Annotated in this window: 29 protein-coding genes, 1 tRNA gene and 4 pseudogenes; 16 read left to right on the top strand and 18 right to left on the bottom strand. The window is 68.0% G+C overall.

The genetic code is table 11. The annotated features are described in order from the left end of the window. Positions 1 to 44: 44 nt before the first annotated feature. The gene (locus ACIBP6_RS42035) at positions 45 to 503 is read right to left on the bottom strand and encodes a GatB/YqeY domain-containing protein (RefSeq protein WP_397060186.1); all 459 of its coding nucleotides are present in this window, start codon (positions 501 to 503) and stop codon (positions 45 to 47) included. A 69-nt stretch (positions 504 to 572) separates the two neighbouring features. Between ACIBP6_RS42035 and ACIBP6_RS42040 the strand changes: the two genes are divergently transcribed. After that, positions 573 to 1,466, top strand: coding sequence for a metallophosphoesterase (locus ACIBP6_RS42040; RefSeq protein WP_397060188.1), 894 nt, complete (start codon positions 573 to 575; stop codon positions 1,464 to 1,466). A 65-nt stretch (positions 1,467 to 1,531) separates the two neighbouring features. Next, positions 1,532 to 1,605: transfer RNA gene (locus tag ACIBP6_RS42045), tRNA-Pro, on the top strand. A 78-nt stretch (positions 1,606 to 1,683) separates the two neighbouring features. Here the strand turns inward: ACIBP6_RS42045 and ACIBP6_RS42050 are convergent. The 3 genes from ACIBP6_RS42050 to ACIBP6_RS42060 form a co-directional block, all read right to left on the bottom strand. Next, entirely contained in the window at positions 1,684 to 2,286 is a 603-nt protein-coding gene (locus ACIBP6_RS42050; RefSeq protein ID WP_397060189.1) for a hypothetical protein, read from the bottom strand. Between the two features lie 519 nt (positions 2,287 to 2,805). After that, the gene (locus ACIBP6_RS42055; protein ID WP_397060190.1) at positions 2,806 to 3,579 is read right to left on the bottom strand and encodes a maleylpyruvate isomerase N-terminal domain-containing protein; all 774 of its coding nucleotides are present in this window, start codon (positions 3,577 to 3,579) and stop codon (positions 2,806 to 2,808) included. A 132-nt stretch (positions 3,580 to 3,711) separates the two neighbouring features. Further along, positions 3,712 to 3,894 carry an ATP-binding protein gene (locus ACIBP6_RS42060; RefSeq protein WP_397060192.1) on the bottom strand — a complete coding sequence of 61 codons (183 nt, stop codon included), beginning with the start codon at positions 3,892 to 3,894 and terminating at the stop codon, positions 3,712 to 3,714. Here ACIBP6_RS42060 and ACIBP6_RS42065 point away from each other — a divergent pair. Beyond that, on the top strand, positions 3,815 to 4,249 hold the full coding sequence (locus ACIBP6_RS42065; protein ID WP_397060194.1) for a DUF5753 domain-containing protein: 435 nt from the start codon (positions 3,815 to 3,817) through the stop codon (positions 4,247 to 4,249). The genes ACIBP6_RS42060 and ACIBP6_RS42065 overlap by 80 nt on opposite strands. Positions 4,250 to 4,283: 34 nt before the next feature. Further along, a pseudogene (locus ACIBP6_RS42070) lies at positions 4,284 to 4,445 on the top strand (DUF397 domain-containing protein); the annotation flags it as partial. 89 nt (positions 4,446 to 4,534) lie between these two features. Here ACIBP6_RS42070 and ACIBP6_RS42075 read toward each other — a convergent pair. The 4 genes from ACIBP6_RS42075 to ACIBP6_RS42090 are packed head-to-tail and all read right to left on the bottom strand — an operon-like array spanning position 4,535 to position 6,823. Further along, positions 4,535 to 5,620, bottom strand: coding sequence for a serine hydrolase domain-containing protein (locus ACIBP6_RS42075; RefSeq protein ID WP_397060196.1), 1,086 nt, complete (start codon positions 5,618 to 5,620; stop codon positions 4,535 to 4,537). Continuing rightward, positions 5,620 to 6,048 carry a YybH family protein gene (locus tag ACIBP6_RS42080; protein WP_397060198.1) on the bottom strand — a complete coding sequence of 143 codons (429 nt, stop codon included), beginning with the start codon at positions 6,046 to 6,048 and terminating at the stop codon, positions 5,620 to 5,622. The genes ACIBP6_RS42075 and ACIBP6_RS42080 overlap by 1 nt, the downstream gene beginning before the upstream one ends. Beyond that, on the bottom strand, positions 6,045 to 6,488 hold the full coding sequence (locus ACIBP6_RS42085) for an SRPBCC domain-containing protein (protein WP_397060200.1): 444 nt from the start codon (positions 6,486 to 6,488) through the stop codon (positions 6,045 to 6,047). Before ACIBP6_RS42085 ends, ACIBP6_RS42080 begins: the two co-directional genes overlap by 4 nt. Further along, positions 6,485 to 6,823, bottom strand: coding sequence for an ArsR/SmtB family transcription factor (locus ACIBP6_RS42090; protein WP_397060202.1), 339 nt, complete (start codon positions 6,821 to 6,823; stop codon positions 6,485 to 6,487). Before ACIBP6_RS42090 ends, ACIBP6_RS42085 begins: the two co-directional genes overlap by 4 nt. Positions 6,824 to 7,298: 475 nt before the next feature. Here ACIBP6_RS42090 and ACIBP6_RS42095 point away from each other — a divergent pair, with 475 nt between their 5' ends. Next, positions 7,299 to 8,045 (top strand): sensor histidine kinase, encoded by a 747-nt coding sequence (locus tag ACIBP6_RS42095; RefSeq protein WP_397060204.1) that lies wholly within the window; start codon positions 7,299 to 7,301, stop codon positions 8,043 to 8,045. 494 nt (positions 8,046 to 8,539) lie between these two features. Continuing rightward, positions 8,540 to 8,968 carry a hypothetical protein gene (locus tag ACIBP6_RS42100; protein WP_397060206.1) on the top strand — a complete coding sequence of 143 codons (429 nt, stop codon included), beginning with the start codon at positions 8,540 to 8,542 and terminating at the stop codon, positions 8,966 to 8,968. On the opposite strand, the pseudogene ACIBP6_RS42105 reads toward ACIBP6_RS42100, so the two are convergent. The 4 genes and pseudogenes from ACIBP6_RS42105 to ACIBP6_RS42120 all read right to left on the bottom strand — a co-directional run. Continuing rightward, positions 8,951 to 9,115 (bottom strand): annotated as a pseudogene (locus tag ACIBP6_RS42105) (helix-turn-helix domain-containing protein); the annotation flags it as partial. The gene ACIBP6_RS42100 and the pseudogene ACIBP6_RS42105 sit on opposite strands and share 18 nt — an antisense overlap. A gap of 12 nt (positions 9,116 to 9,127) precedes the next feature. Then, a complete protein-coding gene (locus ACIBP6_RS42110; protein WP_397060208.1) occupies positions 9,128 to 9,934 on the bottom strand; it encodes a hypothetical protein in 807 nt (268 codons plus the stop codon). 22 nt (positions 9,935 to 9,956) lie between these two features. Beyond that, positions 9,957 to 10,370: pseudogene (locus ACIBP6_RS42115) on the bottom strand (transposase); the annotation flags it as partial. Between the two features lie 154 nt (positions 10,371 to 10,524). Then, positions 10,525 to 10,884 (bottom strand): MerR family transcriptional regulator, encoded by a 360-nt coding sequence (locus ACIBP6_RS42120; RefSeq protein WP_397060210.1) that lies wholly within the window; start codon positions 10,882 to 10,884, stop codon positions 10,525 to 10,527. 64 nt (positions 10,885 to 10,948) lie between these two features. On the opposite strand from ACIBP6_RS42120, the gene ACIBP6_RS42125 reads away from it, so the two are divergent. Further along, positions 10,949 to 11,278 (top strand): putative quinol monooxygenase, encoded by a 330-nt coding sequence (locus ACIBP6_RS42125; RefSeq protein ID WP_397060212.1) that lies wholly within the window; start codon positions 10,949 to 10,951, stop codon positions 11,276 to 11,278. A 113-nt stretch (positions 11,279 to 11,391) separates the two neighbouring features. Further along, positions 11,392 to 11,913, top strand: a complete 522-nt coding sequence (locus ACIBP6_RS42130) for an alpha/beta fold hydrolase (protein WP_397060296.1) — start codon at positions 11,392 to 11,394, stop codon at positions 11,911 to 11,913. A 274-nt stretch (positions 11,914 to 12,187) separates the two neighbouring features. Here ACIBP6_RS42130 and ACIBP6_RS42135 read toward each other — a convergent pair whose 3' ends face one another. Continuing rightward, positions 12,188 to 13,012, bottom strand: a complete 825-nt coding sequence (locus tag ACIBP6_RS42135) for an NAD(P)H-binding protein (protein ID WP_397060214.1) — start codon at positions 13,010 to 13,012, stop codon at positions 12,188 to 12,190. An 89-nt stretch (positions 13,013 to 13,101) separates the two neighbouring features. On the opposite strand from ACIBP6_RS42135, the gene ACIBP6_RS42140 reads away from it, so the two are divergent. Next, complete coding sequence (locus tag ACIBP6_RS42140; RefSeq protein WP_397060216.1) at positions 13,102 to 13,698, top strand: TetR/AcrR family transcriptional regulator; 597 nt, start codon at positions 13,102 to 13,104, stop codon at positions 13,696 to 13,698. 44 nt (positions 13,699 to 13,742) lie between these two features. Here ACIBP6_RS42140 and ACIBP6_RS42145 read toward each other — a convergent pair whose 3' ends face one another. The 3 genes from ACIBP6_RS42145 to ACIBP6_RS42155 form a co-directional block, all read right to left on the bottom strand. Then, the gene (locus ACIBP6_RS42145; RefSeq protein WP_397060218.1) at positions 13,743 to 14,189 is read right to left on the bottom strand and encodes a hypothetical protein; all 447 of its coding nucleotides are present in this window, start codon (positions 14,187 to 14,189) and stop codon (positions 13,743 to 13,745) included. Positions 14,190 to 14,747: 558 nt separating this feature from the next. Then, positions 14,748 to 16,277 carry an aldehyde dehydrogenase gene (locus ACIBP6_RS42150; RefSeq protein ID WP_397060220.1) on the bottom strand — a complete coding sequence of 510 codons (1,530 nt, stop codon included), beginning with the start codon at positions 16,275 to 16,277 and terminating at the stop codon, positions 14,748 to 14,750. Between the two features lie 8 nt (positions 16,278 to 16,285). Next, positions 16,286 to 17,605 carry an O-acetylhomoserine aminocarboxypropyltransferase/cysteine synthase family protein gene (locus ACIBP6_RS42155; RefSeq protein WP_397060222.1) on the bottom strand — a complete coding sequence of 440 codons (1,320 nt, stop codon included), beginning with the start codon at positions 17,603 to 17,605 and terminating at the stop codon, positions 16,286 to 16,288. Between the two features lie 108 nt (positions 17,606 to 17,713). Between ACIBP6_RS42155 and ACIBP6_RS42160 the strand changes: the two genes are divergently transcribed. Continuing rightward, positions 17,714 to 18,274 (top strand): Lrp/AsnC family transcriptional regulator, encoded by a 561-nt coding sequence (locus tag ACIBP6_RS42160; protein ID WP_397060224.1) that lies wholly within the window; start codon positions 17,714 to 17,716, stop codon positions 18,272 to 18,274. Positions 18,275 to 18,369: 95 nt separating this feature from the next. Here the strand turns inward: ACIBP6_RS42160 and ACIBP6_RS42165 are convergent, their stop codons facing one another. Beyond that, positions 18,370 to 18,960, bottom strand: a complete 591-nt coding sequence (locus ACIBP6_RS42165) for a TetR/AcrR family transcriptional regulator (RefSeq protein ID WP_397060226.1) — start codon at positions 18,958 to 18,960, stop codon at positions 18,370 to 18,372. Positions 18,961 to 19,011: 51 nt separating this feature from the next. Here ACIBP6_RS42165 and ACIBP6_RS42170 point away from each other — a divergent pair, with 51 nt between their 5' ends. Continuing rightward, a complete protein-coding gene (locus tag ACIBP6_RS42170; RefSeq protein ID WP_397060228.1) occupies positions 19,012 to 19,554 on the top strand; it encodes a GNAT family N-acetyltransferase in 543 nt (180 codons plus the stop codon). A gap of 1,017 nt (positions 19,555 to 20,571) precedes the next feature. Here ACIBP6_RS42170 and ACIBP6_RS42175 read toward each other — a convergent pair. Next, complete coding sequence (locus tag ACIBP6_RS42175) at positions 20,572 to 21,522, bottom strand: LysR family transcriptional regulator (RefSeq protein ID WP_397060230.1); 951 nt, start codon at positions 21,520 to 21,522, stop codon at positions 20,572 to 20,574. 71 nt (positions 21,523 to 21,593) lie between these two features. Between ACIBP6_RS42175 and ACIBP6_RS42180 the strand changes: the two genes are divergently transcribed. The 5 genes and pseudogenes from ACIBP6_RS42180 to ACIBP6_RS42200 all read left to right on the top strand — a co-directional run bounded on the left by ACIBP6_RS42180 (position 21,594) and on the right by ACIBP6_RS42200 (position 26,600). Next, positions 21,594 to 22,526, top strand: coding sequence for a DMT family transporter (locus ACIBP6_RS42180; protein WP_397060232.1), 933 nt, complete (start codon positions 21,594 to 21,596; stop codon positions 22,524 to 22,526). 916 nt (positions 22,527 to 23,442) lie between these two features. Next, positions 23,443 to 24,069 carry a hypothetical protein gene (locus ACIBP6_RS42185; protein ID WP_397060234.1) on the top strand — a complete coding sequence of 209 codons (627 nt, stop codon included), beginning with the start codon at positions 23,443 to 23,445 and terminating at the stop codon, positions 24,067 to 24,069. 176 nt (positions 24,070 to 24,245) lie between these two features. Beyond that, positions 24,246 to 25,175 (top strand): aromatic-ring hydroxylase C-terminal domain-containing protein, encoded by a 930-nt coding sequence (locus tag ACIBP6_RS42190; RefSeq protein WP_397060298.1) that lies wholly within the window; start codon positions 24,246 to 24,248, stop codon positions 25,173 to 25,175. Positions 25,176 to 25,223: 48 nt separating this feature from the next. Continuing rightward, positions 25,224 to 25,802: pseudogene (locus ACIBP6_RS42195) on the top strand (TetR/AcrR family transcriptional regulator); the annotation flags it as partial. A 240-nt stretch (positions 25,803 to 26,042) separates the two neighbouring features. Continuing rightward, positions 26,043 to 26,600: a dihydrofolate reductase family protein gene (locus ACIBP6_RS42200; RefSeq protein ID WP_397060236.1), complete on the top strand. Its 558-nt coding sequence runs from the start codon at positions 26,043 to 26,045 to the stop codon at positions 26,598 to 26,600. The last annotated feature ends 73 nt before the right edge of the window (positions 26,601 to 26,673 follow it).

The raw sequence follows: 26,673 nt of genomic DNA on the forward strand, positions 1-26,673 counted from the left end.
CCGGTCAAAGCTGCGGCGTGAGCCGGGGAGGCGGCCGGTCGGTGTTACTCGGCCGCGAGGCGGGCGCGTACGGCGGCGGCGACGCGGCCACCCTCGGCGCGACCGGCGACCTTCGGGTTGACGGCCTTCATGACCTGACCCATGGCCTGCGGGCCCGATGCCCCGGTCTCGGCGATGGCGGCGTCGACCAGCACGGCCAGCTCCTCGTCGGACAGCTGCGCCGGCAGGTACTCCTCCAGCACCTTCTGCTCGTCGAGCTCGGCCTGCGCCTGCTCGGCGCGCCCCGCGTTGCCGAACGCCTCCGCCGCCTCGCGCCGCTTCTTGGCCTCCTTGGTGAGGACCTTGATGACCTCGTCGTCGGTCAGCTCCCTGGCTTCCTTGCCGGCGACCTCTTCGACGTTCACCGCGGCCAGTGCCATCCGGATGGTCCGGAGGCGTACCTCGTCCCGGCTCTTCAGCGAGGCCGTCAGATCGGCCTTCAGCTTGTCCTTCAATGCGCTCATGCGCTCCATCTTGCCGCCTGTCCGGACCGCCACGGTCGTCTCCCGCCCGATGTCGGGCATCATGAAGGGGTGAGGAAAGCCGTCGCAGTGCCCCTGTCCGTGTTCGGCCTCGGCCTGGCCGGGCTGACCTACGCCTCCGTGGTGGAGCGCAACTGGTTCCGCCTGCGCCGCTTCGACGTACCCGTGCTGGAGCGCGGGCAGCGTCCCGTGCGCATCCTCCACCTGTCCGACCTGCATCTGACGCCGAGCCGTTCGATGCTGATCAACTGGGTGCGCTCCCTGGGCTCCCTGGAGCCCGACCTGGTGGTCAACACCGGCGACTCGATCGCCCACCCGGACGCCGTCCCGTCGCTCCTGCACGCCCTGGAGCCGCTGCTGTCGCGTCCCGGCCTGTTCGTGTACGGCTCCAACGACCTCTACGCCCCCAAGCCGAAGAACCCGGCCCGCTACCTGTGGCGTACGTCCAAGAACGAGCGCCGCCAGCACGTGCCGTCCCTGCCGTGGGAGGAGCTCGGGGCGGGCATGGCGGCGGAGGGTTGGCTCGACATGAACAACACCACCGCCCGCATCAAGGTGGGCGACCTCGACGTCGCCGTGGCGGGCATCCACGACTCCCACATCTCCCGTGACCGCTACGACCTCGTGGCGGGCCCGGCGCCCTCCGACGCCGACCTGCGGCTGGGCGTCATGCACTCGCCCGAGCCGCGCAACATGTCCCTCTTCGCGGCCGACGGCTACGAGCTCCTGCTCGCCGGCCACACCCACGGCGGCCAGCTCTGCGTCCCGTTCTACGGCGCCCTGGTGACCAACTGCGGCATCGACCGGGCCAGGGTGAAGGGCCTGAGCCGCCACGACGGCGCCTGGCTGCACGTCTCGGCCGGCCTCGGCACCTCCCCGTACGCCCCGGCCCGCTTCGCCTGCTTCCCGGAGGCGACTTTGCTGACCCTGGTTCCCCGGCGCTGAAGGCGGTCACAACCATCCCGGAAGTGGGCTAGACTTCTTCAAGCACGCACACGACGGGCGTGCGCCGGGGTGTAGCGCAGCTTGGCAGCGCGCTTCGTTCGGGACGAAGAGGTCGTGGGTTCAAATCCCGCCACCCCGACAGTATTGCCACAGGTAGAAGGCCGCTTCCGAAGATCGGAAGCGGCCTCTTCTGTCTCCTGAGTGACTAACTGCGTGACTATGCCTTCCGCCTGGCCGTTGATGACTCGGCCGCATCCTTGGCATGGGCCCTCTGTACCTGCTCCAGGGCCCTCGGCGGAGTACCTAGATCATCTCTGACGTTGTCCAGCAGGGCGTAGTACGCCTGCCCATACAAGTCCTTCGCCCGATCCTCGGCGGAAAGCGCCGGTTCTCCTGAGAGCATCTGCTTGTAGGCGCTCTCGTAGAAGGACCACACGTCATTGCAGCGAGCCTGCATGAATGATGAGCCAACCAAGGCGATACGGGCAGTGATCACTGCCGCCTCTCCGTTGAGCTCTCTGATCCTCGCGGCCAGGCTGGAAGCTGGCTCCTGATCCACCCGCAGGAGTGTCTCCATCTCGTGGAGGAGTTCCCTCCACTCACCCAACACCTTGGCGAAGTGCGTGTAGGCGTCCAGTCGCTCCTTCTCCCAGTGCGTCCGGACCTCGTGATCGCGCTTGTCCTTCTCGCGAGCCTGCTCACGCTCCCAACGCAAGTCTTCCCGCTCCTCACGACGCCAACGACGATCCTCCCGCCAGGCGTTCACGAGTTGCCCAACGACAAGGCCCACAATGCCGAGAACCGCAACCACAATCGGCACTCAAACGGAGACTTGACCTTGCATCATGTGCAGACGGTAGGCCCATCCTCATGATCAACAGCAGGCGTCCTCAAGTAGAATAGGAGTGCTCGTGATCCCTGATTGGGGGGAGTCTCGGTTCGAGTCCGTGGCTGTCGCTGGTCGGGCCTGGTTTCACGAACGAGTTTTGGGACCGCGATTCGTATGAGTTTTGGTACCAGTTCGCGATCTTCGAGATCGGTTCGGCGAACGAATTCTGGTACCAGTTCTCAAGGGCGCCAGGTCTCTCGCCAGTTGGTGTGTAGCTCGACAGGAATGCCGGGGCCGGGAAGTCGACGGTGACCAGGCTCGTCGCTTGACGCCTGCAGCGCGCCGCTCGGCTCGAAGGCGACTTCATCAGCAGGCTGATCGTCAGCGGTCGTGTCGGGGCGCTTGGCTATCAGCGCTCGTCTAATTGAGCCGGGCAACGATCACGGAATTGAGCCACCCGACGTCGTCCGTCCGCATAATCTGTTCCATGTTGCGTCACAAATGCGCGTTTTACGCGTTCGGGTCCCAGTTTGCGAGCTGCTCCATCGGCTCGGTGTCGCCGCTGGTCTCCAGACCGTCGAGCGGGACGCGCTCGTAGAAGTAGAGGACCAGTTCGCTCGCTGCGCCTCGCATCGCCATGTCACCCGGCTCCGCGTCAGCGGCGAGGTCGTCGCAGCGGACGCCGTCGGCGTTGAGGGTCAGGCGCCAGGAGCGGCCCTCGGTCGTGTGCAGGTCGATGGTCGCCGGCTTGAACGGCCAAGGGACGGTCGTCGCCGCGACGGTCGTCAGGAACTCGTCGACCCCCTCGACCGCGACGTCCGTCGGCAGCGGCTGTGCGGCCCCCTGGGTGAGCTGGGCGTCGTGGGTGTGGACGGCGATCTCCTGGATCTGGTGCCGGGCCACGGCTCCGCTGGTCTCCGGGGCCTGCGAGCGACCCCACCAGGTCCAGCAGCCGCGGTCCGGGCCGGCCTCGCGCATCGCGTCGAGCATGAGCTCGGTCGACTCGGCGAGCCAGGCGTCCAGGGCTTCGCGATCGAGGGGCGCGGTCGGGGCGCCCTTCGGGTCCGTCCTCGCCGGGGGCTCAGTGCCCGGGCCCGCCGCGACGATGGCGGCCTGGCGGCGGCGGCCGTCGCCGAGGTGCTGCGCCAGTTCGCGCAACGTCCAGTCCGGGCAGGTCGGGACCTGGACGTCAAGGTCGGGGGCGGACGCGATCGCGGCGCGGAACGCCGCCGAGCGGTCTTCGATCAGCCGCAGGACCTCGGGGAACTCCAAAGTGTTTTGCACCTCGGTTGTCTATCACGGCGCTCCGGCCGCCAGGGACCTGGCCACGGTGTTATGCGCCACGCCCAGGCTGTTGGCGATCTCTCTGACGGAACGGCGTGACGAGGTTATGGGTCATGGATGGATAGCCAATGGTCAGGCTGTGTCGCCGGTCTGTGTCTTGGCTCGGCCGTGGGCCATGCGGTAGGAGCTGGTTCCGGTCTCGATGATGGTGGCGTTGAAGGTGAGCCGGTCGACGATGGCGGCGCAGAGGCCGGGTTCGGTGAAGGTCTTGGTCCAGCCGCCGAAGCTCTCGTTGGAGGCGCCGGAGCTCTGCACGGTGGTCGACGAGGCCGTCCTGTGCCGTCCGATCGGGGGCCCGAGGGTGATGTACGAGCAGCTCGAAGCGCTCCTGATCGCGAGTCGGCGGCTGAACGTCTCGCTCCACGTCCTTCCCTATGAGGCGGGAGCCCGCGCCGGACTGGAAGGAGCGTTCACACTCCTGAGCTTCGCCGAAGAGATCGACCCCGACGTGGTCTACGTGGAGGGCACGGCGGGCAACATTTATGTCGAGAGCGCAGAGCAGGTCGAGCGCTGTAAGCTCGCGTTCGAGCGCATCCGAAAGTCCGCTTTGTCCTCAGACGACTCACTCCAGATGATCAACGAAACCAAGGAAGCCCTCTATCATGGTTGATCTTTCGAAGGCTATCTGAGTCAAGAGCAGCCTCAGCGGCGGCGGGAACAACTGCGTAGAAGTAGCACGCAACCTGCCCGACGTAGTTGCCGTTCGGGACAGCAAGGACCCCCAAGGCCCAGCACCGGTCTTCACTCACTCCGAGTGGGCTGCTTTTCTGACTGGGGCCAAAGGCGGAGAGTTCGACTTGGCATAGCGCGATGGCATTACGGCCATATTGGGATGCTGGGCTTAACTGGCTCTTCACAGACGAGGGTGTAGGCGGTTCGGCCCGCGCGGCCGGTGTCAGGCGAGCGGGCCGATCTCGGCGGTCACGACGTCCGAGAGGCGTTGTGCGGTGCCGAAATCTGGGGTGAGGCGGTTCTTGGTAACCGCGAACGACGTCCCCGTGGCGGGGTTGGCGTAGGCGTAGCTGCCCCCTCCGCCGGGCCAGCCGAACGTGGTCGGTGCCTCGTCCGGTGGGGCGCCGACGCGACCAAGCGGGTAGCCCAGGCCCAGCCGCGCGGAGTTGCCGAAGACCTGGTCGATTCCCTCGAAGGCGACCGTCGACAGTTCCGCCATCTGGTCCGCGGCGAGCAGCCGGCCGTCCAGGATCGCCGCGTACACGGTCGCGATCCCCCGTGCAGTGAAGGTGCCCACTGACGGGGCGTCGGCCTGGAGGAAGTCGGGGCTGTTGCCCATCGACGCCCGGGGTTGTCGTTCCCACGGCGCCAGGATGCTGTCGTGCCCCGGCGGTTCGGCCAGATGTGGCTCGGTGTCCTCCAGCCGGGCGAGCCGGGCGAGCTCGGTCGGGGGCACGCCGAAGTACAGCTCACCGACGATCCCGAGGGGCGCGGCGACCCAGTCCTGCAACAGTTGCCGCACCGGCTGCCCGGTGACCCGGCGCGCGATCTCGCCGACCAGGAAGCCGAAGGTGAAGGAGTGGTAGCCGGTCCGGGTGCCGGGTCGCCACCGCGGTTCCGCCTCGGCGATCGCAGCGCAGACCCGTGGCCAGTCGGTCAGGTCGTTAGGGCCGAGTCTGCCGGGCATCGCCGGCACTCCCACTGTGTGCGTCAGCACCTGGCGCAGCGTTGCGGTTTCCTTGCCGTGCATCCCGAACTCCGGCCACACCTCCGCCACCGGCGTGTCGTAGTCGACCAGGCCGCTCCTGACCAGTAGGTGTGCGATCAACGCGGCCACGCCCTTGGCGGTGGAGAAGCTGAAGAACAAGGTCTCCGGGGTTACCGGCCGTCCGGTCGTGCTGTCGGCAACGCCGGCGACGGCGTCGACGACCCGATGGCCCTGGTGGTGGACGGCGACCTGCATGCCGGTTTCGGCCCCCGTGGCGACAAGTTCGTCCAGGAGGTCCTGGACCCGGCGCTGGAGGGTCATCAGAGCTCACCGCGCAGCACGGCGTGGCCGGTGTCGGCGTCGAAGGGCACTGACGCGTGCTCGTGAACGATCGTCCAGGCGCTGCCCTGCCGGCGGAGGCAACTCGTCGCTCGCACCCACATGGCGACCTCGGTGCCGTCCCGCATCGTGCCGCTGATCCGGACAAGGAAGTGGCAGAACGCGAGATCGGCTCCGGCGGTGATCTCCAGGTCGCGGATCTCGTGCCCGATCCCGGTGCGGTACGACGCGATCCATCTCTCCACCCGCCCGGTCGTGTCCTCGCCACGGCGAACGAACGGGCCGACCGCGTCGTACAGCACGAGGTCGTCGTCGTAGTCGGCGGTCGCGGCGGCGGCGTCCCGGCGGTCGAACGCCCGGGTGCGGGTCTCCAGCAGCTCGCGGATCTGCTGTTCGCTGTCCGCCGTCATCGCTGGGCCACCTGACGTCCGAGAGCGTCCAGCCAGTCGCCGGTGCCCCGCTCGCGCCACTCGGGCTGTTCCTGGTCGTTCAGGAAGGTGCCCTGTTCGGTGAGCACCAGGCGGGTCCCGTCGCCGTCGCGGTCGAACCGCACGGTGGTAAGCGACACGGTCGACAAGACCTCCCCGGTGAACAGGACCGTGGTGTAGACGATGCGCTGGTCGGGGACGATGTCGTGGTACTCGCTCCTGGCGACGAGATCGACCCCGTCGCCGCCGTGCACGGCCTCGGTGCCGCCGACCCGGAAGTCCAGCGAGTAGCGGCGGTCCTCGTCCGCGAACCACTTCGCCTTCGTGTCGCGGTCGGACCACGCCGCGAAGACCGCGGCCGGCGAGGCGGCGTAGTTCCGCTCCAGTGTGAACGTGCTGTGTTTCACCGAGTGGTCGGTCATGATCCTGACTCCTTCGTCTGGTCGTCGAGGACCGCGCCGAGGCGGTCCAGGCGGTGCTCCCACGCCGTGCGCTGACGCTGCAACCACGCCTCGGCGTTGCGGAGGCCGGCCGGATCGATCTGGCAAGTGCGGACCCGACCGACCTTCTCCGACCGCACCAGCTCGTTGTCCTGCAGCACCTGGAGGTGCTGGACCGTCGCGGCGACGGTCACCCCGAGCTGGGCCGCCAGCTCGCTCACGGTGGCCGGGCCGCGGGTCAGGCGTTCGATAACGGCCCGCCGGTTAGCATCCGCGAGCGCGTGGAACACTCCGTCCGCTGCCTCACGCTTAAGCATGCACTTAACCTTAACCGCCGGACCTGGAAAGTCAAGTGACGGCTTAAGTGTCTTTCAGGCTCCAGGGTGTAGTCGGGGTCAACCCGCCGGTCCCGAGCAGGGGTCTGGCGATGTAGTTGATGAGCTGCGACTCCCTTGGCGACGTCTCCCTCGATGATCGTGGCGTTCCAGGTGGCCTCGGTCAGTGTTCGGGAGGCGACGTACTTCGGCAGGGCGTTCATCGCGGCGGCATCCTGGTCGCCTGCCGCCTCCATCGCGGGGCCGAGCCGGTCTGCACCGACGCCCGCGGCTAATGACGCACCAGGGTGCTCGCCAAGCACCTGACCCAGCAACTCGCTTGCGCGGCGACAGGCCGACCTGCACACCGCGTCCGCCGCACGACTGCAGCAGCTCGACACGGGCCGGTTAAGCTGATGGTGGTTGTTGCAGTGGATCTTGCAGGCGCGCACACGATGGCGTGAAGGAGGGAGTCCGCATGAAGCCGCTCAACGATCTGCGTGAAAGCCTGAACGAGCTCGACGAGATCGAGAGCCACGTCGCCATCATGCGCCGGAAACTGGACCAGGCGATCGACTGGCAGCGACGGTTCGAGGCGGATGCAGCACACGAATTGCGCACCCCCATAGCGGGGCTCCGCGTGAAGCTGGAGGCCGCCCGACTGTACCCTGGTGAGATCGACATCGAAGAGATGCTCGAACGCGCGCTCCAGGACGTGGGCCGACTGCAGGGGATCGTCGACGATCTGCATCTGCTGGCCCAGATGCAGGCCGCCAACTTGGCCACCGAACGGACGCCGGTCGATCTTTCCGAACTTGTCCGCGAGGAGGTCTCCCGGCAGGCCGAGCACGGGTTCAAGGTCCACGTGGACGAGAAGCTCGTGGTCGACGCCTTCGCACCCAAGCTGCGTCGCCTGCTCACCGAACTGCTCGACAACGCCCGGCGGCACGCCCGGCAGACGGTACATGTGCAGGTTCGCCGGAACGGCGGCCAGGCAGAGCTGATCGTCGCCGACGACGGCGAGGGAATCGCCGAATCCGACAGAGAACGGATCTTCGAACGGTTCACCAGGCTGGACGAGGCCCGTTCCCGCGACCGTGGAGGCACAGGCCTCGGCCTGACCATCGTGCACAACATCGCGACAGCCCACGACGGAACGGTGCACGTCGAGGACTCTCCCGTTGGCGGCGCGTCCTTCGTGGTCCGGCTTCCCCTCGCCGCCTGAACCTCCCGCCGGACAGCCAGGTAACAGCTGGGCGGTGCTCGTGATTGCGATCTGAACCTTACTGGTGTCGCCTCGTGCCAGGGTGAAGAGCTCACTGCTCGGATCGGCCCGATGGACGCAATGTAGCTCTACGCGACTGCAGTCACTTTTCGTGTCCCCAAAAAGGTTTTTGCACGCAGACGATCGAGCGCCTGGGCAAGGCGTGCGCGGGCTGCCTGGTGGCCTGGTGCAGAAGGGCAACGACGGACGGCCCTCGCTGCTGGCCTCGTTGAAGCGAGACCGGGCGCGGCGGGCTGGACTCGCTGCCGACGGAGATCACCGAGCTGAGCTCGGTAGGACAGCTCGGGTTCGGGAGGGGTTGGTTCGCGGCCTGTTCGGAAAGCTGGCGGGCACGGGGGATCAAGGTGTATCCCTCGGATTTCAGGGACGCGGTGCGGACGTGCGGATCCCGCTGTTGGCGGCGCTGGATGCGTCCCGGCAGGCGGAGATCGCCGATGCCTCTGCTGGTCGCTCTGGTCCACAAGATCAATGCCCGTGAGGAGCGGCGGGTGGAGCGGCAGCTAACGGCGGAGCCGAAGAAGGTCCGTGGCAAGGAGGGCATCCTCTTCCGGTTGGCGGACGCGGCGATGGGTCACCCGGAGGAGACTGTGCGCGCGGCGCTATTCCCGGTGATCGGGGAGTACGCTGCGCGACCTGGTCGCGGAGGCGACGGCAAACAGCCAGACGTCGGGGCCGTGCACGTGCAGGCAACGTGCGGATTGTTGCGCACCTGGCGCGTCTGGTCACCCCGCCATGTCGACGATCCTGTACGGGTGGGACCCGGCCGCGTGGATCGTCAGGATCTCCACGACGGCCAACCGGCTCCGGGTGCAGGCGGCCCGCGCTCGCCTGTCCGTGAACGGCTGTCAGCTGCTGAGGGTTAGGTCGGCGAGCTGGGCGCGTGCGGTGACGCCGAGCTTCGGGAAGGCCTTGTAGAGGTGCTGCCCCACGGTTCTGGGGCTCAAGAACAGGTGCGCGGTGATGTCCTTGTTCGACAGCCCTTGGGCGGCCAGGTGGACGATCTGTCGTTCCGGCGGGGTGAGCTAAGCGAAGCGGTCGCCGGTGTTGCGCTGGGTGCTCCAGCCGGTCGCGCCCAGCTCCGTGCGTGCCCGGTCGGCCCAGGGGCGCGCGCCGAGCCACTCGAACGTCTCCAGCGCTGCCCGCAGGTGCTCCTGCGCGTCGCTGGTCCGGCGGCTCCTGCGCAGCCATTCGCCGTACAGCAGTTCGGTGCGGGCGCGGTCGAAGGGCCGTTCATGGGCGGCGAGCGCGGCACGGAAGTACGCGTCGACATCCGGGGTGGTGGACAGCAGGGCGCGGCAGCGGGAGACCAGGGCGTCGGTCCATCCCTGCCGCAACACGCCGGCCCAGGATTCCAGGCGGGCGAACGGCTCGGCCGCGCGGGCGCTCCTGCCGCTGCGCAAGGCGGCCTCGACCAGGTCGGGCACCAGGTGCATGGCGGAGGTTCGGTTGCGTGCCTTGCCGTACACGGGCGCCTCCAGGCCGAGCAGGGCCTGCTCCGGGCGGCCCTGGCCGAGGTCGAGGAGCGCGAGCGCGGCCGGATTGGCGGTCGCGGGATCGAGCGGGTCTCCGTGGACGGCGGCGAGCTGGTCCAGGAGCGCGGTGGCCAGGCGTGACCAGGCGGGCTGTCCGGTATCCGCGGCGATGCTCACGGCCTCCTCGGCGAAGCCGCGCGCGTCGGCGTAGTGGCGGCGGACGTACTCGACGCGGGCCAGGAAGGTCAGCGCCTGCGGCAGCAGCCCGACCCGGCCCTCGGCCCGCAGCGTAGCGGTGGCCGCCAGGGCGAGCTGGTGGGTGCGGGCGTCGTAGTCGGCCAGGCCGAGCCCACCCATCAGCAGCAGCCCGCGGCGGTCAGGTCCGGCCTGTGATGAGGTGGATCTTCGACCCATTCTTGCCGCGGTCGACAGGATTCGAACCTGTCACGTCCCCCCTTTGGCTGCCCGCACGCTGACGGAGTCGATCGCGCACCGCGACCAGTCCAGCTCGCCACTGGCGCCGAGTTCGTCCAGCGAGATCCGGTACAGCTTGGCCCACACCCGCGCGGCGCTCCACTCGGTGAAGCGACGGTGCACCGTCTGTCGGGAAGCGCCGGAGGCCGGCGGCAACTGCCGCCAGGCGCATTTGGTGGTGGCCACGTACACGATCGCCGCAAATTCGTCCGATCGTCGACCTGCCGTCGCCCGCCCCTTACGGCCGCGTGGGCACCGGCGGCACAACGCGCTGGCACAGCTCCCACAACTCATCGGGCACCAGTCGCTGAAGGAACACATCAACGAACGATCTAACGACTGACCGCCAAATGAGTCGCGGCTTAAGAATTTCCAACAGAATGATCTTGGGACGATTGATCATCTGTTCTGTAGGTTGATCACCGGTGTTTGACGCAGGCTCGGTTACGGCTTCCCGACGCGTGACGGCCGGTTCAGATGCGGGTGAGTGCTCGGGCGGAGGCTTCGAGGATGTCGCCCAGAGCGGTGCGGGCTTGGGTGAGGTCGGCTATGCGGGAGTCCAGCTCGGCGTACTGGGTTCTGAGGTGATCGAGAACGCATGCCTGGAGCTCGGTGCCGTCGCCGACGAAGCAGGGCATAAGATCGCGGATGACCTTGGTAGGGAGCCCGGCGGCGAGCAGGGTACGGATGCGGGCGACGGTGGCGGGGGCCTCGGGATCGTAATGGCGGTGGCCGCCCTCGCTGCGGCGGGAGGTGAGCAGCCCCTGGGCCTCGTAGTAGCGCAGGAGACGTACGGCCACGCCTGTTTCGCGGGACAGCTCCCCGATCCTCATGTGACCCACCTCATAGGACAGCGGCTTGAATCTGACACCGGTGTCACATCCTAACGTTGCTCACATGACTACGACTTCAACTGCACCAGCGCCCGTTTCGCTCTACGGATTCCTGACCCCCAAGCCCGGACACGCCGACGAGTTCAGGAAGCTCCTGATGGACCTCGTCGAGCCGTCTCGAGGGCACGAGGGCAACCTTCAGTACCACCTCCACGAGCAGGAGGACGGCCGCTTCTTCCTCTATGAGGTCTGGCGTTCGCAGGAGGACCTCGACCGGCACAACGCGACCCCACTGCTGCGCGCCTTCATGGACGCCCTGCCGGAGCACATCGAAGGAGCGCCCGAGGCCTACTTCGGCGCGATGAGGAGTCCCTATCCGGCCATCGTGGCCTGACCGGAGGGCTTGCGCAGACTCGAAGAGTTCCTGACGGAGTCAGAGTTTGGCCAGTCGACGCCAGCAGATACGTCCGCCTCGCGTACGTCGACAGCGGAGGCACCGGCCACCCGATACTCGCCCTTCACGGCGCCTTCGGGCGCGGACGCGCATGGATGACCCTCGTTGAACACCTCGGCCCTGACTGGCGCGTCATCGGACTCGATCAGCGTGGTCATGGCCTGTCGGACGAGCCCGGAGACTACGGACGAGAGGCCAGTTTCCCGAGCAAGCGGTTCCCGACACCGGGAGCCCTCCGCTCCGCCATCGGCGAGCAGGTGTTGGGCTTCGGGTCAATCGACCATTTTCAAGAGAACGCCTTCGAGGACGATCGCGGCTGGGGCTTCCACAAGCAGCTCGAGGCCACTCTGGACGAGCAGGTTTCTGCGGTTCGAGGCCCGCTCAGCGTCGTTGGCGAGCCCCGCTCTTCCAACATCCGCCCGCGCAGGAATCCCCCAGCCGGAACAGTAGGGTCCGGCCCGAACAGCTATGTACGCCACTGCTTCGTGAACGGCGGCACGATGGGCGTGGCCATCTACGACGTCGACTTCGTCGGTTTCGGGGAACAACAACGTGGTCGTCGAACACATCGATGACGTGGAAGGCAGCTCCGAAGCCATTACCCAGCTCGGTCCGGCCCGGCAAGGGGTTGGAGTTCGGCAGAGAGCAGTGGCTCAGCGCCCGCAGGACAACCGGGAGCGAACGAGGACCGGGTTTCCGCCGCCCTGGCAGCCGCGTCCGGGCTGTGGCCGCCAGAACACTGCCCCCAGTGCTCTCATCGCGACGCCATCGCGCATGAAGTCGTGGCCGCCACGCCTTTGAAATCACCTGGAAAAGGTCCCGACTCAAGCGCTCGACAGGGCCATGGCATCAGCGGAAGGCCGCGGCGTTGCGCTTGGCCCAGTCGGCGAAGGTGGCGGGAGCACGGCCGAGGACCTTTTGGACATCAGGGCTGACGGTCTGTTCGCGGACGGTGGGGGTGCCGAGAATGTCAAGGGTGGTGTCGGCCACCGGAGCGGGCATGAACGTGAGCATCTGGGCGTGGGCCTCTTCCCGGGTCTGGTCGATGAAGGTGACAGGCTCGCCGATGGCGTCTCCGATGGCGGCCGCGCGCTGGCGTGGGGTCGTTGGCATGGGGCCGGTCAGTTCGTAGATCGCGTTCGTGTGGCCCGGCTGAGTCAGGGTGGCGGCGGCCACGGCCGCGATGTCGCCGGGGTCGATGACCGGCAGGCCCACCTCGCCGAAGGGCGCGGCGATCGTGCGGGTCGCCTTGATGGACGAGGCCCAGGCGTAGGCGTTGGAGGCGAAGCCGCCGGGGCGCAGGATGGTCCAGTCGGTGCCGGAATCCATGACGACCTGTTCGAAAGCGGCGAAGGCCTGCCCGTGTGACAAGGAGTCCGGGCGGGTGGCCACTCCCTGGGAAGAGAGCAGGACGATCTTTCCGGAACCGGCGAACGGGGCGACGACCCGAGCGGGGTCGCCGGCCATCATCAAGTCCCCGCCGACGAGCAGAAAGACCGCGTCCGCCGTGGAGAGCACGTCGGCGGACGGCTGGGAGAGGTCGGCGCGGACGCCGGGCGGCACGTCGCCATCGGTGACGCGGCGGGAGGCGGCGGACACCTCGTGCCCCTGCTCGGCGAGGATGCGGACCAACGTGCGGCCGACATTTCCTGTGGCTCCCGTGACAACGATCACGATGAATTTTCTCGATTCGTGAGTAGTTAGTTAGTCGACTGACTGACTACATAGAACCTAGCATGGATGTGAGTCGTATAGTTAGTCAGATGACTGACTTGAAAGGGTCCGCCCGAGTCCGGACGGCCGGCGCCAAGCGGGAGCGGCTCATGAGGGCCGCGGCCGAAGTCGTGCACCAGCAGGGCGCCGAGCGCACCACCATCGCTGACATCGCGCGGATGGCCGAGGTCCCCGTGGGCAACGTGTACTACTACTTCAAGACCAAAGACGAGCTCGTCGCCGCCGCACTGTCGGAGCACGCACGGCAACTGGACCTGCTCACCGGCCACCTGGACCAGCTCCCCGACCCCCGGGAGCGCCTGAAAGGCCTGATCAACGCCTGGGTGAGCCAGCGCGACCTCGCCGCCCGCTACGGCTGCCCGACCGGAACACTCGCCGTCGAGCTGGACAAACGTAAGGAGGGCGGCTTGGACGTCGAAGCAGGCAAGGTCATCCGGCTTTTGCTCACCTGGGTAGAGCGCCAATTCCGGGAGCTGGGCCAGCCGAACCCCGAAGGCCTGGCGCTCACCCTGGTGGGCGCCTACCAGGGCATGTCCCTGCTGACCAACGCCCTGCGGGACCCGGGGATCATGCAACGCGAGGGCGATCGCCTACTCGCCTGGCTCGACTCCCTTGAAACCAACTGAGTCCGCCGCGCCGTAGCCCAGGACGAGCAGCGCGCCGCTTTGGGCTACAGACCCTTCCCAACCCGCCATGCGGGAACGATCATCCGTCGACCGGGAAGCGATCTTTTGGACTTCTCTCTTGGGCGCAGGCCAGACCATGAATACCCCAACAGGCGCACCCCCTTGGCCGCCTCGACGCTGTTGAGCAACCGGGCGTAGATGATCCCTCGCCGCTGCGCGGGGGCGATTTCCGACATCATCGCAGCCCGCCGCCTGGCCATGGCCAGCTGCGCGACGAGCGCCGGAACGCCGGCGACCGGCACCAGGCCGGCCATCATCGGTGAGATCACCAGGCCCGAGGCGAGGAAGCCACCTTGCGTCAGGACGGTTCTGCCAAGATCGACATCGCTGTTGACGAAGGTGCGCGCCATGATGCCGCCCTGCTGGCCCATGCGGAGCCGGTCCAAGAACGCGGGGGTCTCGAACGGCCCGAGGCCGATGATGCGGTCCATGGCGACGTAGAGGCGGTCGGGGCATGCACCGAGATCTTCTCGGCCCCGATGTACGTGGCGAGCTGAGGCAGCGTGGCCATGGCCACGCCGACCACCACCAGCGGCACGAGCAGGACCAAGAGTTCCCCGGCAGGGGCGCCTCGGACCAGGTCGTCCAGCACGAGCTTGGTGAGCCAGGCGACCGCGACGGGCAGGCCGGCCTGGATGAAGGCGACAACCGCGTAGCACACCGCCCGTACGGGGCCGGCGCGCCAGACTAAACCTGCTGCTTAGGCGACGCTGCGCCGCGTCGATGCCGTGCTGCCAGGCCAGGTCCAGGCGAGGGGCCCCTCGACCATGGCGTGCGCCTCCGACGCCGAGCAGGCCAGCTGCTGGCTGTAGATGGCCATGGAGCCGCCCGTCGCCACTGGCCCGACATCCGCCTCGACCTCACCGGCGCCACCCTTGTCCGCTTCGACCTGACCGGCTGCCGTTCCTGCGAAGCCGGGTTCGACAGGGCGACCTTCACCGGCACCGCCTTGGGTATGGTCGCCCTGCAGATCGGACCGCTCAGCAATCTCAGAACCTGGCCTGGCGGTTGTGTCTGATGCTGATCCAGGTGGTCTTCAGCTCCGTGTATTTGTCCAGCGCATGGAGCGACTTGTCGCGGCCGATGCCGGACTGCTGAAATCCGCCCCACGGTGTGGTGATGTCACTGTCGTCGAAGTTGTTGATCCAGACGGTCCCGCTCCGCAGTCGCCGGGCGGCGTTGAGCGCCACGTCGATGTCCTGCGTCCAGACCGCGGCGGCAAGGCCGTAGGTCGAGGCGTTGGCGAGCTCGATCGCCTGCTCGGGGCCGTCGAAGTCGATGACGGCCAGCACCGGGCCGAACACCTCTTCCTGGGCGAGCCGGGTGCCGTTGCCGACCTGATCGACGATGGTGGGTTCGACGTAGGCGCCACCGGTCTCCACGCGGGCGGCGCCGCCGCCGAGCACCAGGCGCCCGCCGGCGTCCTGGGCCTCGCGCACCCGAGCGAGGATGCCGTCCCTGCTGTCGTGGTCAATGACGGCGCCGAGCTCGGTCGCCGGGTCGAGAGGGTCGCCCAGCCGGATGGCGCGGGCCTGGGCGGTGATGTGCTCGAGCAGTTCGTGCTTGACGCGCCGGTCGACCAGGAGGCGGGATCCGGCGTTGCACACCTGGCCGGCGTTGAAAAAGATTCCCCACGTCACGGCTCGCGCGATGGTCTGGAGGTCCTGGGCGTCCGCCATGACGATGTGCGGTGTCTTGCCACCGCATTCGAGGCTGACCCGTTTCATGTTGCTCTCCCCGGAGTAGCGCAGGAAGAGCTTGCCGACCAGGGTGGAGCCGGTGAAGGCCAGCGCGTCCACGCCGGGGTGACGGCCGAGGGCCTGCCCGGCGGTCTCGCCGAGCCCAGGGACGACGTTGAGCACGCCGGCCGGTAGGCCGGCCTCGACGGCGAGCTCGGCGGCGCGCAGCGCGCTGAGGGGTGACTGCTCGGCGGGCTTGAGCACGACGGAGCAGCCGGCCGCCAGGGCAGGCCCGAGCTTCAGGCAGGCCATGTACAGGGGGAAGTTCCAGGGGGTCACGCATCCGACCACCCCGATCGGCTCGCGTGTGACGGTCGCCAGTACGTCGCCGCCGGTGGGCGCGGTCTCGCCGTACACCTTGTCGATCGCCTCGGCGTACCAGCGGACGGTCCGGATGGCGGCCGGAACGTCGACCGTACGGGCGTCGGTGATGGGCTTGCCCACATCCAGCGACTCGGTCAGCGCGAGTTCGTCGGCGTGTGCCTCGAGGAGGTCGGCCCAGGCGAGGAGCACGCGCTTGCGCGCCCCCGGCGGCTGGTCGCGCCAGCGGCCGTCGTCGAAGGCCCGCCGGGCAGCTCGCACGGCGACGTCGACGTCCGCGGCGTCGCAGGCGCTGACCTCAAGCAGAATCCGGCCGTCGATCGGGCTGTGGTCGGCGAAGGTGGCTCCGTCCTTGGAGGACGTGCGCACACCGTCGATGAAGGGCGTGCCGCGCAGACTGATCGACGCGAGTGCCGCGTCCATCGTGTCCGTCGGCTCGGTGTATGCGTTGTCGGTCATGGGGCCGGTCATGGCTGCTCCGGGAGGGTGATGGAGTTGAGCGCCTGGGTGAGGTCGTGGATCAGATCGGCCGGGTCCTCGAGTCCGACCGACAGCCGTACATAGCCTGGGGAGATGCCCAGAGAGGCCAGTTCCTCGGCGCCGAGCTGGGAATGCGTGGTGCCGGCCGGGTGGGTGATCAGGGTTCGGACGTCACCGAGGTTGACCACGTGGCGCACTATCCGCAGGCGTGACACGAAGTCGGCGGCCGCTCCATAGCCACCGGCGAGTTCGAGGCCGATCAGCCCGCCCCGGCCGCCGAGATAGCGCCGGGCACGCCGTGCGTCGTCACCGCTGTGCAAAGACGGGTGGTTGACGCGGCGCAGCGCCGGATGGCCGTGCAGGTGCGAGGCGATCACACGGGCGGTGTCACAGTGGCGGGCCATTCTCAGCGGCAACGTCTGGATGCCCTGCACCAGCCGGCTCGCCGCCGAGGCGGCGAGAGCGGGCCCGAGATCGCGCATGAGCGTCCGTCGCAGTCGCACCAGGTACGCGCTGGAGTTTCGGGCGCCGGCGAGTGTGGTCCACACCTGCCTTCGGTAGGCGGGGTCGGGTTCGGTGAGCAGCGGCAACCGAGTGCCGGCGGCGCCCCAGGCGTAACGGCCCGTGTCGACGATGACCCCGCCGAGGGCGGTGCCGTGACCGCCGATGTACTTGGTGGCCGAATGGACCACCACGGCAGCGCCGTGCCGTCCGGGGCGGCACAGCACCGGCGCGCACGTGTTGTCCACGATCAGCGGTATGCCGATCCGGTCGGCGACGTCGGCGACCTGCCGGATCGGGAATGTGCGCAGGGACGGGTTCGGCATCGTCTCGCCGTACAACGCACGAGTGGTGTGGTCCGCCGCGCGCGCGAACGCCTGCGGATCGCATCCGTCGACGAATCGGGTCTCGATGCCCCATCGGCGCAGGGTGTGCGCGAACAGCGTATGGGTGCTGCCATACACGTCCGAGGAGCAGACCAGGCTGTCGCCGGCCTGACACAGGTTGAGAACGCTCAGCGCGATCGCGGCCATGCCGGAGCCGGTCGCGACCGCACCCACGCCCTCTTCCAGGGCGCTGACCCGCCGCTCCAGCTCGGCACAGGTGGGATTGGCGTAACGGCTGTAGGTGAACGCCTCGCCGAGCGCGTCCTCACCGTAGAGCACTCCCGCCTCGGCGACGCCTGGCAGTTCGAAAGAGGCCGTCTCGTACACCGGCCAGGCCACCGGCCGGATCTCGGGCCCCGTTCGGCCGGACGTGCCGCCGGCCAGCAACCGCGTCTGCACGTTCCAGTCACTGTCCTTCACGAGGGAGACCATAGCGGGACATCAGCCTCCGTGTCACAGCAACAATTGCTATGATGCCTACGAAACGATGGCTTTTTAAGCAACCGGCCGCCGAAGGGAAAGACAGAGATGGAGATGGGAGACAGTGCCGCCCTGGATGCGATCGACCTAGCACTGCTGGCCCGGCTTGCCAAGGACGGCCGCGCGAGCCTGACCGATCTCGCGCGGGAGGTCGGCCTCAGCCGTCCCTCGGTCGCCGACCGCCTCCGCAAGCTCGAGAGCACCGGTGTGATCACCGGCTACGCCGCTCGCATCGATCCGACCCGCCTCGGCCTTCCACTGCGCGCGCATGTGCGACTGCGCCCTCACCAGCCCAACGCCCGCGCTCACGGGCTTCGCGAGAAGTTGCTCGCCCTCGGCCATGTGCTCAGTTGCGTGCATGTCACCGGCGACGACTGCTACGTCATCGAGGTGGCCGCCCGGAGCCCGTCTCATCTCGAAGAGATGATCGACAGCCTCACCGGGATCGGACGCACCACGACCCTCCTCGTCCTGTCCGATGTGGTAAGCCTGTCCGACGTCGATATCAAAGCCCTCCTGCGCGCCCCCGATCCGGAGTCGGACCTTCTGCTCCAACCGGAGTGCGTACCATCGAGCCACACATCGCCGCTCCTGCCGGGCGAACAGTGACAGGCGGGTCCTCGGCAGTGCCGAGGCGGGGCAGGCGGGGAGAGCGCCGGAGTCGAACGAGCAACCGGCGGTACGCGCCGAGTGATCCACGTTGATCAGTGCGAGGCGGTCAGGGTGGCCAGGTAGTCGTCCAGGAGCTCGACTTGTCGCTGTGGCGGGAACGCTACCGGGTCGAACAGGGCCTGGACCACCAGGCCGAGAATGAAGGATTGAGCGCCGACTGCGATGCGGACGGGGTCACCAGGGGACAGTTCGCCAAGTTCCTGGGCTGCGGCCACCCGCTCGCTCAGCCGGTCCCTGCTCTGGCCGTACTTGCGGGCGTAGCCGGTGCTCAGGTCGGGGTCGGAGAGCGCGGCGTCCCAGGAGGAGACCCAGATGCGGTTGCTGTCAGTGGCCTCGGGGGTCAGCGGCAGGATGTCCAGCAGTGCGTCCCTGAGGGCGGCCAGACCGTTGCCCGCGTGGCGGCGAGGGCGGGATGCGGTGCGCTGTTCGAGCAGGTCAAGGGCGTACTCCACCAAGGTCTGCTTGGTGGGGAAGTAGTGCGTGAGCAGGCCGGTGGTCGCGCCAAGTTCGGCGGCGACGGCGCGCAGGGTCAGGCCGGCGAAGCCGCGTGTGGCCATTACCTGCCAGACCGCTGCGGAGACGTCGCGCCGGCGAGCCTCTTGATCTCCCTTGGTGCGTGGCATGCTGCTACGGTACATTTACGTAACGCTTGTTATGTGAATGGAGGGCTTTTCATGTTCTCGCTGCCGCTACGCGACGGTGCTCGTCTCGGGCCGCTGGAGGTCTGGCATGCCGAGGAGTTCGCCGACCATCTGGACCGGGCCCGCGAGCACATTCGTCCCTGGGTCGGCCCTTCGTTCGTCACCGACGACGTGGAGGCGGCGCGGGCCACGCTCAAGCGGTACGCCGAACGCCAGGCCGGCGACGGTGCGCGCCTGTATGGCATCTGGCGGGATGGGGTGCTGGTCGGCGGTGTGATGTTCACGGATTTCGATGCCGCTCTCGGCTCGTGTGAGATCGGTTGCTGGCTGGAGCCGTCCGCTGAGGGCCACGGACTGATCACGCAGGCGTGTGGCACGTTGTTGGACTGGGCGTTCACGTCCCGAGGGCTGCACCGGGCCGAGTGGCACTGCCGGGCCGACAACGAACGCAGCTCAGCTGTGGCCAAGCGGCTCGGCATGACGCTGGAGGGTGTGCGACGCGAGGCATGGCCGTACAAGGGCGTGCGCTACGACAAGCAGATCTGGGCGGTCCTTGCTTCCGAATGGCGGGCATGAGCCGGTGACCGGCAGTGCTCGGAGCGGTCGAGCTAGAGGGCCTGCTGAGCCATGGTGCGCATCACGAAACTGTCCTGGCCGGTCACTCCGGGACTCGGCTGCGAGCGCGTAGGACTGCAGGTAGTAGCGCTGAGCCAGGCCCTGCTGGCCAGCGTCGTAGGCTTTCGCCCGGCCAGGTGCACCGCCCGGGCGGCGGCCGAGAGCATCTGCTGGCGTACCTGCTCGGCCGGTGGCGCAGCAGCTGGCCGACCTCCGATAGTGGCGCCTCGGCCCGCCGCATCGCGGTCGCGGCGGCGGTGGCGCAACTGGTGCGCGCTGGCCGGCTCCAGCCTGGCTCGCAGGCAGGCGCGTTTCACGGCATGGCCGACCGTCGATGACGTGACCGTCTGTATGGGGCACGGGCGCGGAGGAACAGCATCCCGCTGGCAGCGTCCTGCCGGCGGGCATGACGGCAGTAGTCCGCGATCGCCGCGCCGACGTCAGGCGTCAGGCGTCAGGCGTCAGGCGTCAGGCGTCAGGCGTCAGGCGTCAGGCGTCAAAGGGTGCCGCTCGTCGCGTCCGCCCTTACCGCGGACCAGGATCTTTTCGGCCCGCCAGTCGATATCGCCGACACGGGCCGCGGCGGCTTCCCTGGGCCCCAGTGAGAACCGAGCCTTGACGGCGCTCGCCGCTATCGCTGGTTCGCCGACAGGCTCGTCCGGTGCAGGGCGGGCTTGTCCGAGGCGAGCCCGGTGGGGCCGAACAGAGCTGCTGGCCACCGATCGACATGTTGCCCGACGCAGGCACGACCCGGTCGACCTCGATCGCCTGGCGCGACAGCGGATCGACCATGCTCGTCAGGGTGGGCTCGGGCACCTACTGCCGCTACATCGGCCCGCCACATCGGTGACCTTCGCCCCGACAACACCTCAATCACCGCGTAATAGCGCTGCTCCAGACGCTCAGCTCCACCAATGCCATCCCGGCCTCCCCGAAGCGTCGATACACCGCGAGCAGGCACAGAAGACGATCAAGGTGTCAAGCGCCGCGCGAGACAGGACACGTTTCTCTATGGGATGCAGGGAAACGTTCAGCGCTGGTGGTCAAGGCGTTCAGGACACAGTTGACCAGAGGGTGCTGGCGAGTGCCCTGACGGATGGCGGCATAGAGCGTGCGGTGTATGCCCGGCTGATGGACACCGAGCAGTTTGACACCGGTGGCGTCCTCCAACGTGGGAGGCGTGGCGATGGCAGGCAGGAGGGTAATGCCATGACCCGCACTGACCAGGGCGGCGGCCACCGTGAAGTCCCCGCTATGCGCCACGACGTGCGGCTCGAAGCCGGCCAGGGCGCAGATACGCTGCAGCATGGTCTCGCAGGAACTCCCGGCGGCCGGGGCGATCCAGCGCTCGTCACGCAGTTGCGCTAGATCAACATCAGGTCCCCGGAGGGGATGATCGCAGGCTATCGCGATCAGTAATGGCTCGGTGAACAGGTCGATGCGGTCGATGTGCGCTTGCGGTCGCTGTGGTGTCAGGCCATACTCGCCGGCCAACACAACGTCGAGATCGCCGCGCGCCAGGGCGGGAAGGCTGTCTTCCGGTTCGCATTCTTCGATGCGCAGATCCACGTCGGGCGCCGTGGTGCGCAGTGTGGTCAGCGCGGCGGGTAGCAGCGTCCGGCCTAGCGTGGCGATGGTGCCCACGGCGAGTGTCCCGCGTAGGTCCCCGTCGAGGGAAGCGAGGTCCGCCTCGGCGGCCTCCAGGCCCGCTAGGACCTGACGCGCGTGACCGGCCAATCGATGCCCGGCGGCGGTCAGTCGAGCGGTACGCCCGCTGCGGTCGACCAGAAGCATGCCGACCTGCCGCTCGAGGGCGGCGATGTGCTGCGATACGGCGGGCGGTGTGAACGTCAACGCTCGTGCGGCGGCGGCGATGCCACCGTGTTCGGCTACCGCGAGCAACACCCGTAGGCGACGCACATCCAGCATAAAGTGATGCTACATGGGTGGCGAAAAAGTCGTTACTAGCGCTTACGCACCCGCCACGGCAGGCTTGGGTCATGTTCAGTGATCGACGGGTGGCCGCCGCCGTGGCCGTCACCGTGCTGTTGTGGTCTGCGGCATTCGTGGCCATCCGAGTGGCTTTACCTGGCTTCGGCGTGGCCGGCCTGTCGGTGGGCCGGCTTATGGTCGCTTCTCTGGTCCTCGCGGCAGTCGCCCCGCTGCTTCGCGTACGCCGGCCTGCCCGCGCCGACCTACCCCGCATCATCGGCTGCGGACTGACCGGGATGACCGCATACCAGCTGCTGCTCAACGCCGGTGAACGCAGCGTGCCCGCCGGTACCGCGAGCTTGTTGGTCAACACGGCTCCCATCGCTGCCGCCGTGCTCGCCCTCATCGTGCTGCGCGAACCATTGAACCGGCGAAGCATCGCCGGCCTGACTCTCGGGTTCGCAGGCGCCGTCGTCATCACCTTGGTGCAAGGCGGCGGCCTCACTCCAAGCCTGGACGCAGGCCTCATACTCGGCGCGGCCATCGCGCAGGCATCGTTCTTCGTGCTCCAGAAGCCTCTGCTGGCCCGTTACAGCGGAGTGGAGATCACGTCTTACGCGATATGGTCGGGTACTGCCTTGTTGTTGCCGCTGCTGCCCGCCCTGATCAGCGAGGTGCCGCACGCTTCCGGCGAAGCGCTTGTGGCCCTGCTCTTTCTCGGAACCGCGCCCAGCGCACTCGGCTTCATCACCTGGGCCTACGCCCAAGCCCGCCTACCGGTGGCCACTGCCGCCAACACGCTCTACCTCGTGCCGTTCCTGGCGATCGGCATCGCCTGGGCGACCCTCAACGAAAGCGTTCATTCAGCCGCGCTGCTCGGCGGCCTAATGATCCTTGTCGGTGTTTTCATCAGCCGAAAGCCCAGCTCGACCAGTCCTGGTCAGATCAACAACCCGTCTGGAAGATCATTGCCGCGCCCCACGCAGACCGCGGCCGACTGAGCACGGATCCGACGAACTGCTTGGCCGTAGGCGCATGTTCGGGGTCGGTGAGCCATTGCGCGGCGAGCCCGACGAGCAGCGCGAAGTAGCGTGAGCCGGCCGCCTGAACCTCGTCCGGATCACTGCCGGGGCCGAGGCCGGCGAACGCCCGCGCCAGCGAGGCCCGCGCTACCTCCTGCCCACTCGCGATCATCTTCCGAATCTCGCCATCCTGCCGGGCGCATTCGCTGGCGTCCTGCCCTTCGCCATCGTCAAGACGGGCAGCCCTCTGCCGGCGGCCGCCCCCTCACCTACGTGGTGCCGGTCGTCGTCGGGATCGCCGTCACGCTCGGCGTCTCCTCTCTCGTGGGGAGGCGCATCATCCGTATGGCCCTCGCCGGCTAGTGCGGTGACCACATAGGTTCACCTGGCCTGTAGGAACCGCAGTTCAGGAGGTGACCGTCGCCCTCAACACGGGCAACAACACCATCACCATCGCAACGACGGCGACTCCGCTCCAGACCTGGACAGGATCCCCTTGGGCTCGTAGCCGAAGGGCCTACGGGCCGTGTACCCCCAACCGGGAGGGTCGCCTGGCATAGGTGGCGGCCGCCACCGTCCGGCAGGAGGGCTGGCGGCCTTCTGCGCGCGCCAGAGCGCACCCAAGCCGGCGCAGCGCTTCATAACCCGGATGCTCAACAACAATGCCTCACGCACTTGCAAGGCGAGCTCGACAGCGCGCCCCGCCGCGCGCTGTACGGGCGGCCCCGCCGATCTGGAGGGGCATCCTCATCCCAAGCCGGGATTGTTCCCTCAGCCGCATCCGTGGCTCCGTGGCGAGGCGCGTGAGCGGCCCGCGCCGCCCGAACCCCAACGACGAAACGGGCATCAACTCTCCAACCGCCCTGTGGCAGTCCCTCTTGGTAAGGTCACATCAATGCGCATGAAGATTATTTCAGTCCTCATTTCTGGTGTGGTGAGCCTTCTGACCACGGGGTGCGCAGGTGGAGGTGACGGCTCCGACAGCGCCACTGCTGAGCCGGCACCGGCCGCCACCGTGCTCCCGCAGAAGCTGGCCGAGCCGCCTGCGATGCCGGAGGAGGAACCGTCCCCGGCCGACGACGCCACGTTCAGCGAGAACCTGGCGTACGAGTTGCGCCGCAAAACCCTCGACATGGCCAAGGCCGCAGGAAAAGTCACCGCGACGTGCCCGAAGAATGTGGCCGCGAAGAGCGGTACGCGGATGAGCTGCACGACCACCTATGAAGGACTTGAGGTGGTGTGGGACGTGACCATCGGCAGGAAGTCTGCCATCTCGGACAACTTGGTCGAATACGAGGCGGCCCCGCGCAAGGGCATCCTCACCCGCGACGGGGTCGCGCGCCTGCTCTACGGCAACTACCGGGACAGCATCGACTACGCCCTCTGTAACGGCATCCCCAAGGCCGTGCTGGTGCCCCTCAACGCGAAGACCACGTACGTATGCGAGGTCGTCTTCAAGGGCAAGGAGCCGACGGGGTATGCCGAGGCGGTACGAGCCACCGAGGCGGGACCGCGCGTCTGACCTCCTCCGTGCCCGTGACCATCCGGGCAGGCTAGTGTCATCCGCCTAAAATTCGTCGGGTAAGTCCGTATGGTGTTCTTTGTGGCGCATCCAGGTCCGTCCGCGGTGGAGATCCGCTTATCCGAGGGTGAGCAGGCTCGACTGATCGGTATGTCGGCCTCCCGGTCCGGGCGAGGATCGTGCTGGCGTGTGCGAGGGCGGGAATCAGCACTGCGCAGGTGGCCCGAGATCTGGGCCTTGCCGAGAGTACGGTGCGCAAGTGGCGTTCGGCGTTCGCCCGGGGCGGGCTGGAGGCGTTGGCCGACGACCCGCGCACGGGCCGGCCCAAAGCGGAGCTGACGGTGTCCGATGCCGAGCGGGCGGTGCTGCAGCGGTGGGCGCGGCGGGCCAAGGCCGCGCAAATCGTGGCGATGCGCGCGAAGATCGTGCTGGCGAGCGCGGACGGCAAGGACAACAAGCAGATCGCCGAGCAGCTGCGGGTACACCCGGACACGGTGTCCAAATGGCGCCATCGGTTCCTGAAGTCACGACTGGATGGGCTGATCGATGAGCCACGCCCAGGCCGCCCGCCGCCGATCAGCCTGGACCAGGTCGAGCAGGTGGTGGTAGCCACGCTGGAGGAGACACCGGCCGGCGCCACACACTGGACCTGCGGCGCGGGCACGATGCAGCCGCCGAAGCGCTGCGGGAGGTCTTCCAGGAACTGCTCGCCGACGAGCTGCCGCTGCGCCGCATGGGAGCCCTCGTCGCGGGCACCGACATCCGCCACCCGATGCCCGGCACCGGCCTATCATCCGCTGGCCGGCGCCTTCGCTCCCGACCTCACCCTGCACACCGGCCAGGGCATCACCAGCGTCGCCAAGCTCATGCACCCCGCCCGGCCCGTCCTGCTCGACCTGGCCGACCGCCCAGAGCTCCGCCAGACCGCCCGGGACTGGCGGCATCTCCTCGACGTCCACACCGCCAAGACCGACGATCGACCGGCCGACGCCCTGCTGATCCGCCCGGACGGCCACGTCGCCTGGGCCGCCGGCCTCGACGAATCCACGGACAGCGCCACGGCCACGCTGCGCGAGGCACTCTCCGCATGGTTCGGAACGCCTTGAAAGGCCAAGGCGGCCGAGACCCAGACCGCTCTCAAAGACGCCGCGCGCCGGTTGTTCATGGAGCGCGGCTATCTGAACACCAAGATCACCGACATCACCGCAGCGGCCGGCCGGGCCACCGGGTCGTTCTACGACCACTTCGCCGGCAAGGAGGAGCTGCTCCAGGCTCTGATGGCCGACCTGGAGCAACAGGCCGACGCCGAGGTCGCGGCCTGGGAGCACCCGCGCGACCATGACCTGTCCGATCGCGATCAACTGCGCCGGCACCTGGCCGTCGCCTGGCGCGCCCACCGCGAGCATCTCCCGGTGATTGTGGCCCGCTTCCAGTCGGTCATGGCCGACAACCCCACCTCCGGTCGGGCTTGGACCACCCTGACCGCCGAGACCGACACTTTCCGCGACCACCTGGAGTGGCTGCGCGAACAGGGACACCCGCTGCCTGGCGACCCCACTCTTGTGGCCGCCGCGATGGGCGCCATGCTCTCGATGTTCGGCTACGCCGTACTCACTACCGGACAGGGCGCACCGAACGCCTCCGACGACGAGATCATCGACACCCTGACCAACCTGCTCCTGCACGGCCTTGCCGGCGCCGGAGCCCCCGACCTCACAGACCCGGCCACCTGAACAGTCGGTTCACACCCGCGCGATCATGCCCGATCCAGCTCAGAGGCACGTCCAGAACGCACGGTGACGGTTCTGGTCGCGGCGGGGTTCGTGTTGGCCGGGTCGGTGGAGGCGGGCGGCAGCCTGAGATTCGTCCGGGATGTGGCGGTTGACGGAACCGGCGGCCGGCCGACCGATGAGTTCCGGGTCGTGCGGAGGTCACAGCCGGCAGACTGACGCGCTCGTACCCCGAGGAGACGCATGGCAAAGCTCATCTACTCGATGATCACCTCGCTCGACGGCTACGCCGAGGCGGCGGAGGGCGACCTCGGCACCGGGGCCGACGACCAGGAGGTGCACTCTTTCATCAACGACCTCTTCCGCCCCGTCGGCACGTATCTCTACGGCCGACGGATGTACGAGACGATGGTCTACTGGGAGACCGCGCACACCGAGCCTGACCACCCGCCGCACATCCTGCAGTACGCCCGCGACTGGCAGGCCGCGGAGAAGATCGTGTACTCCACGACGCTGGAGTCGGTGTCCAGCGCGAAGACCAGGATCGAGCGGACCTTCGACCCGTACGCGGTGCGCAAGCTCAAGGCCGAGGCTGATCACGACCTCACCGTCGACGGCCCGAACCTCGCGGCCCAGGCGATCGCGGCCGGCCTGGTGGACGAGTTCCACCTGTTCATCACCACCAGCGTGGTCGGCGGCGGCAAGCGGTTCTTCCCCGACGGCGTGCGCCTCGATCTCGAACTGGTCGAGGAGCGCGCCTTCGACAGCGGACTGATCTACGCGCGCTACCGGACCCGCTGAGCCGCACCGGTCGGTGACGCTGCCCGCGGCCGAGCGGGGGCAGACGAGACTGGTCGCGTGGGACGGTGGCAGG

It is taken from the genome of Nonomuraea terrae (assembly GCF_044465245.1).
Lineage (GTDB): Bacteria > Actinomycetota > Actinomycetes > Streptosporangiales > Streptosporangiaceae > Nonomuraea > Nonomuraea terrae.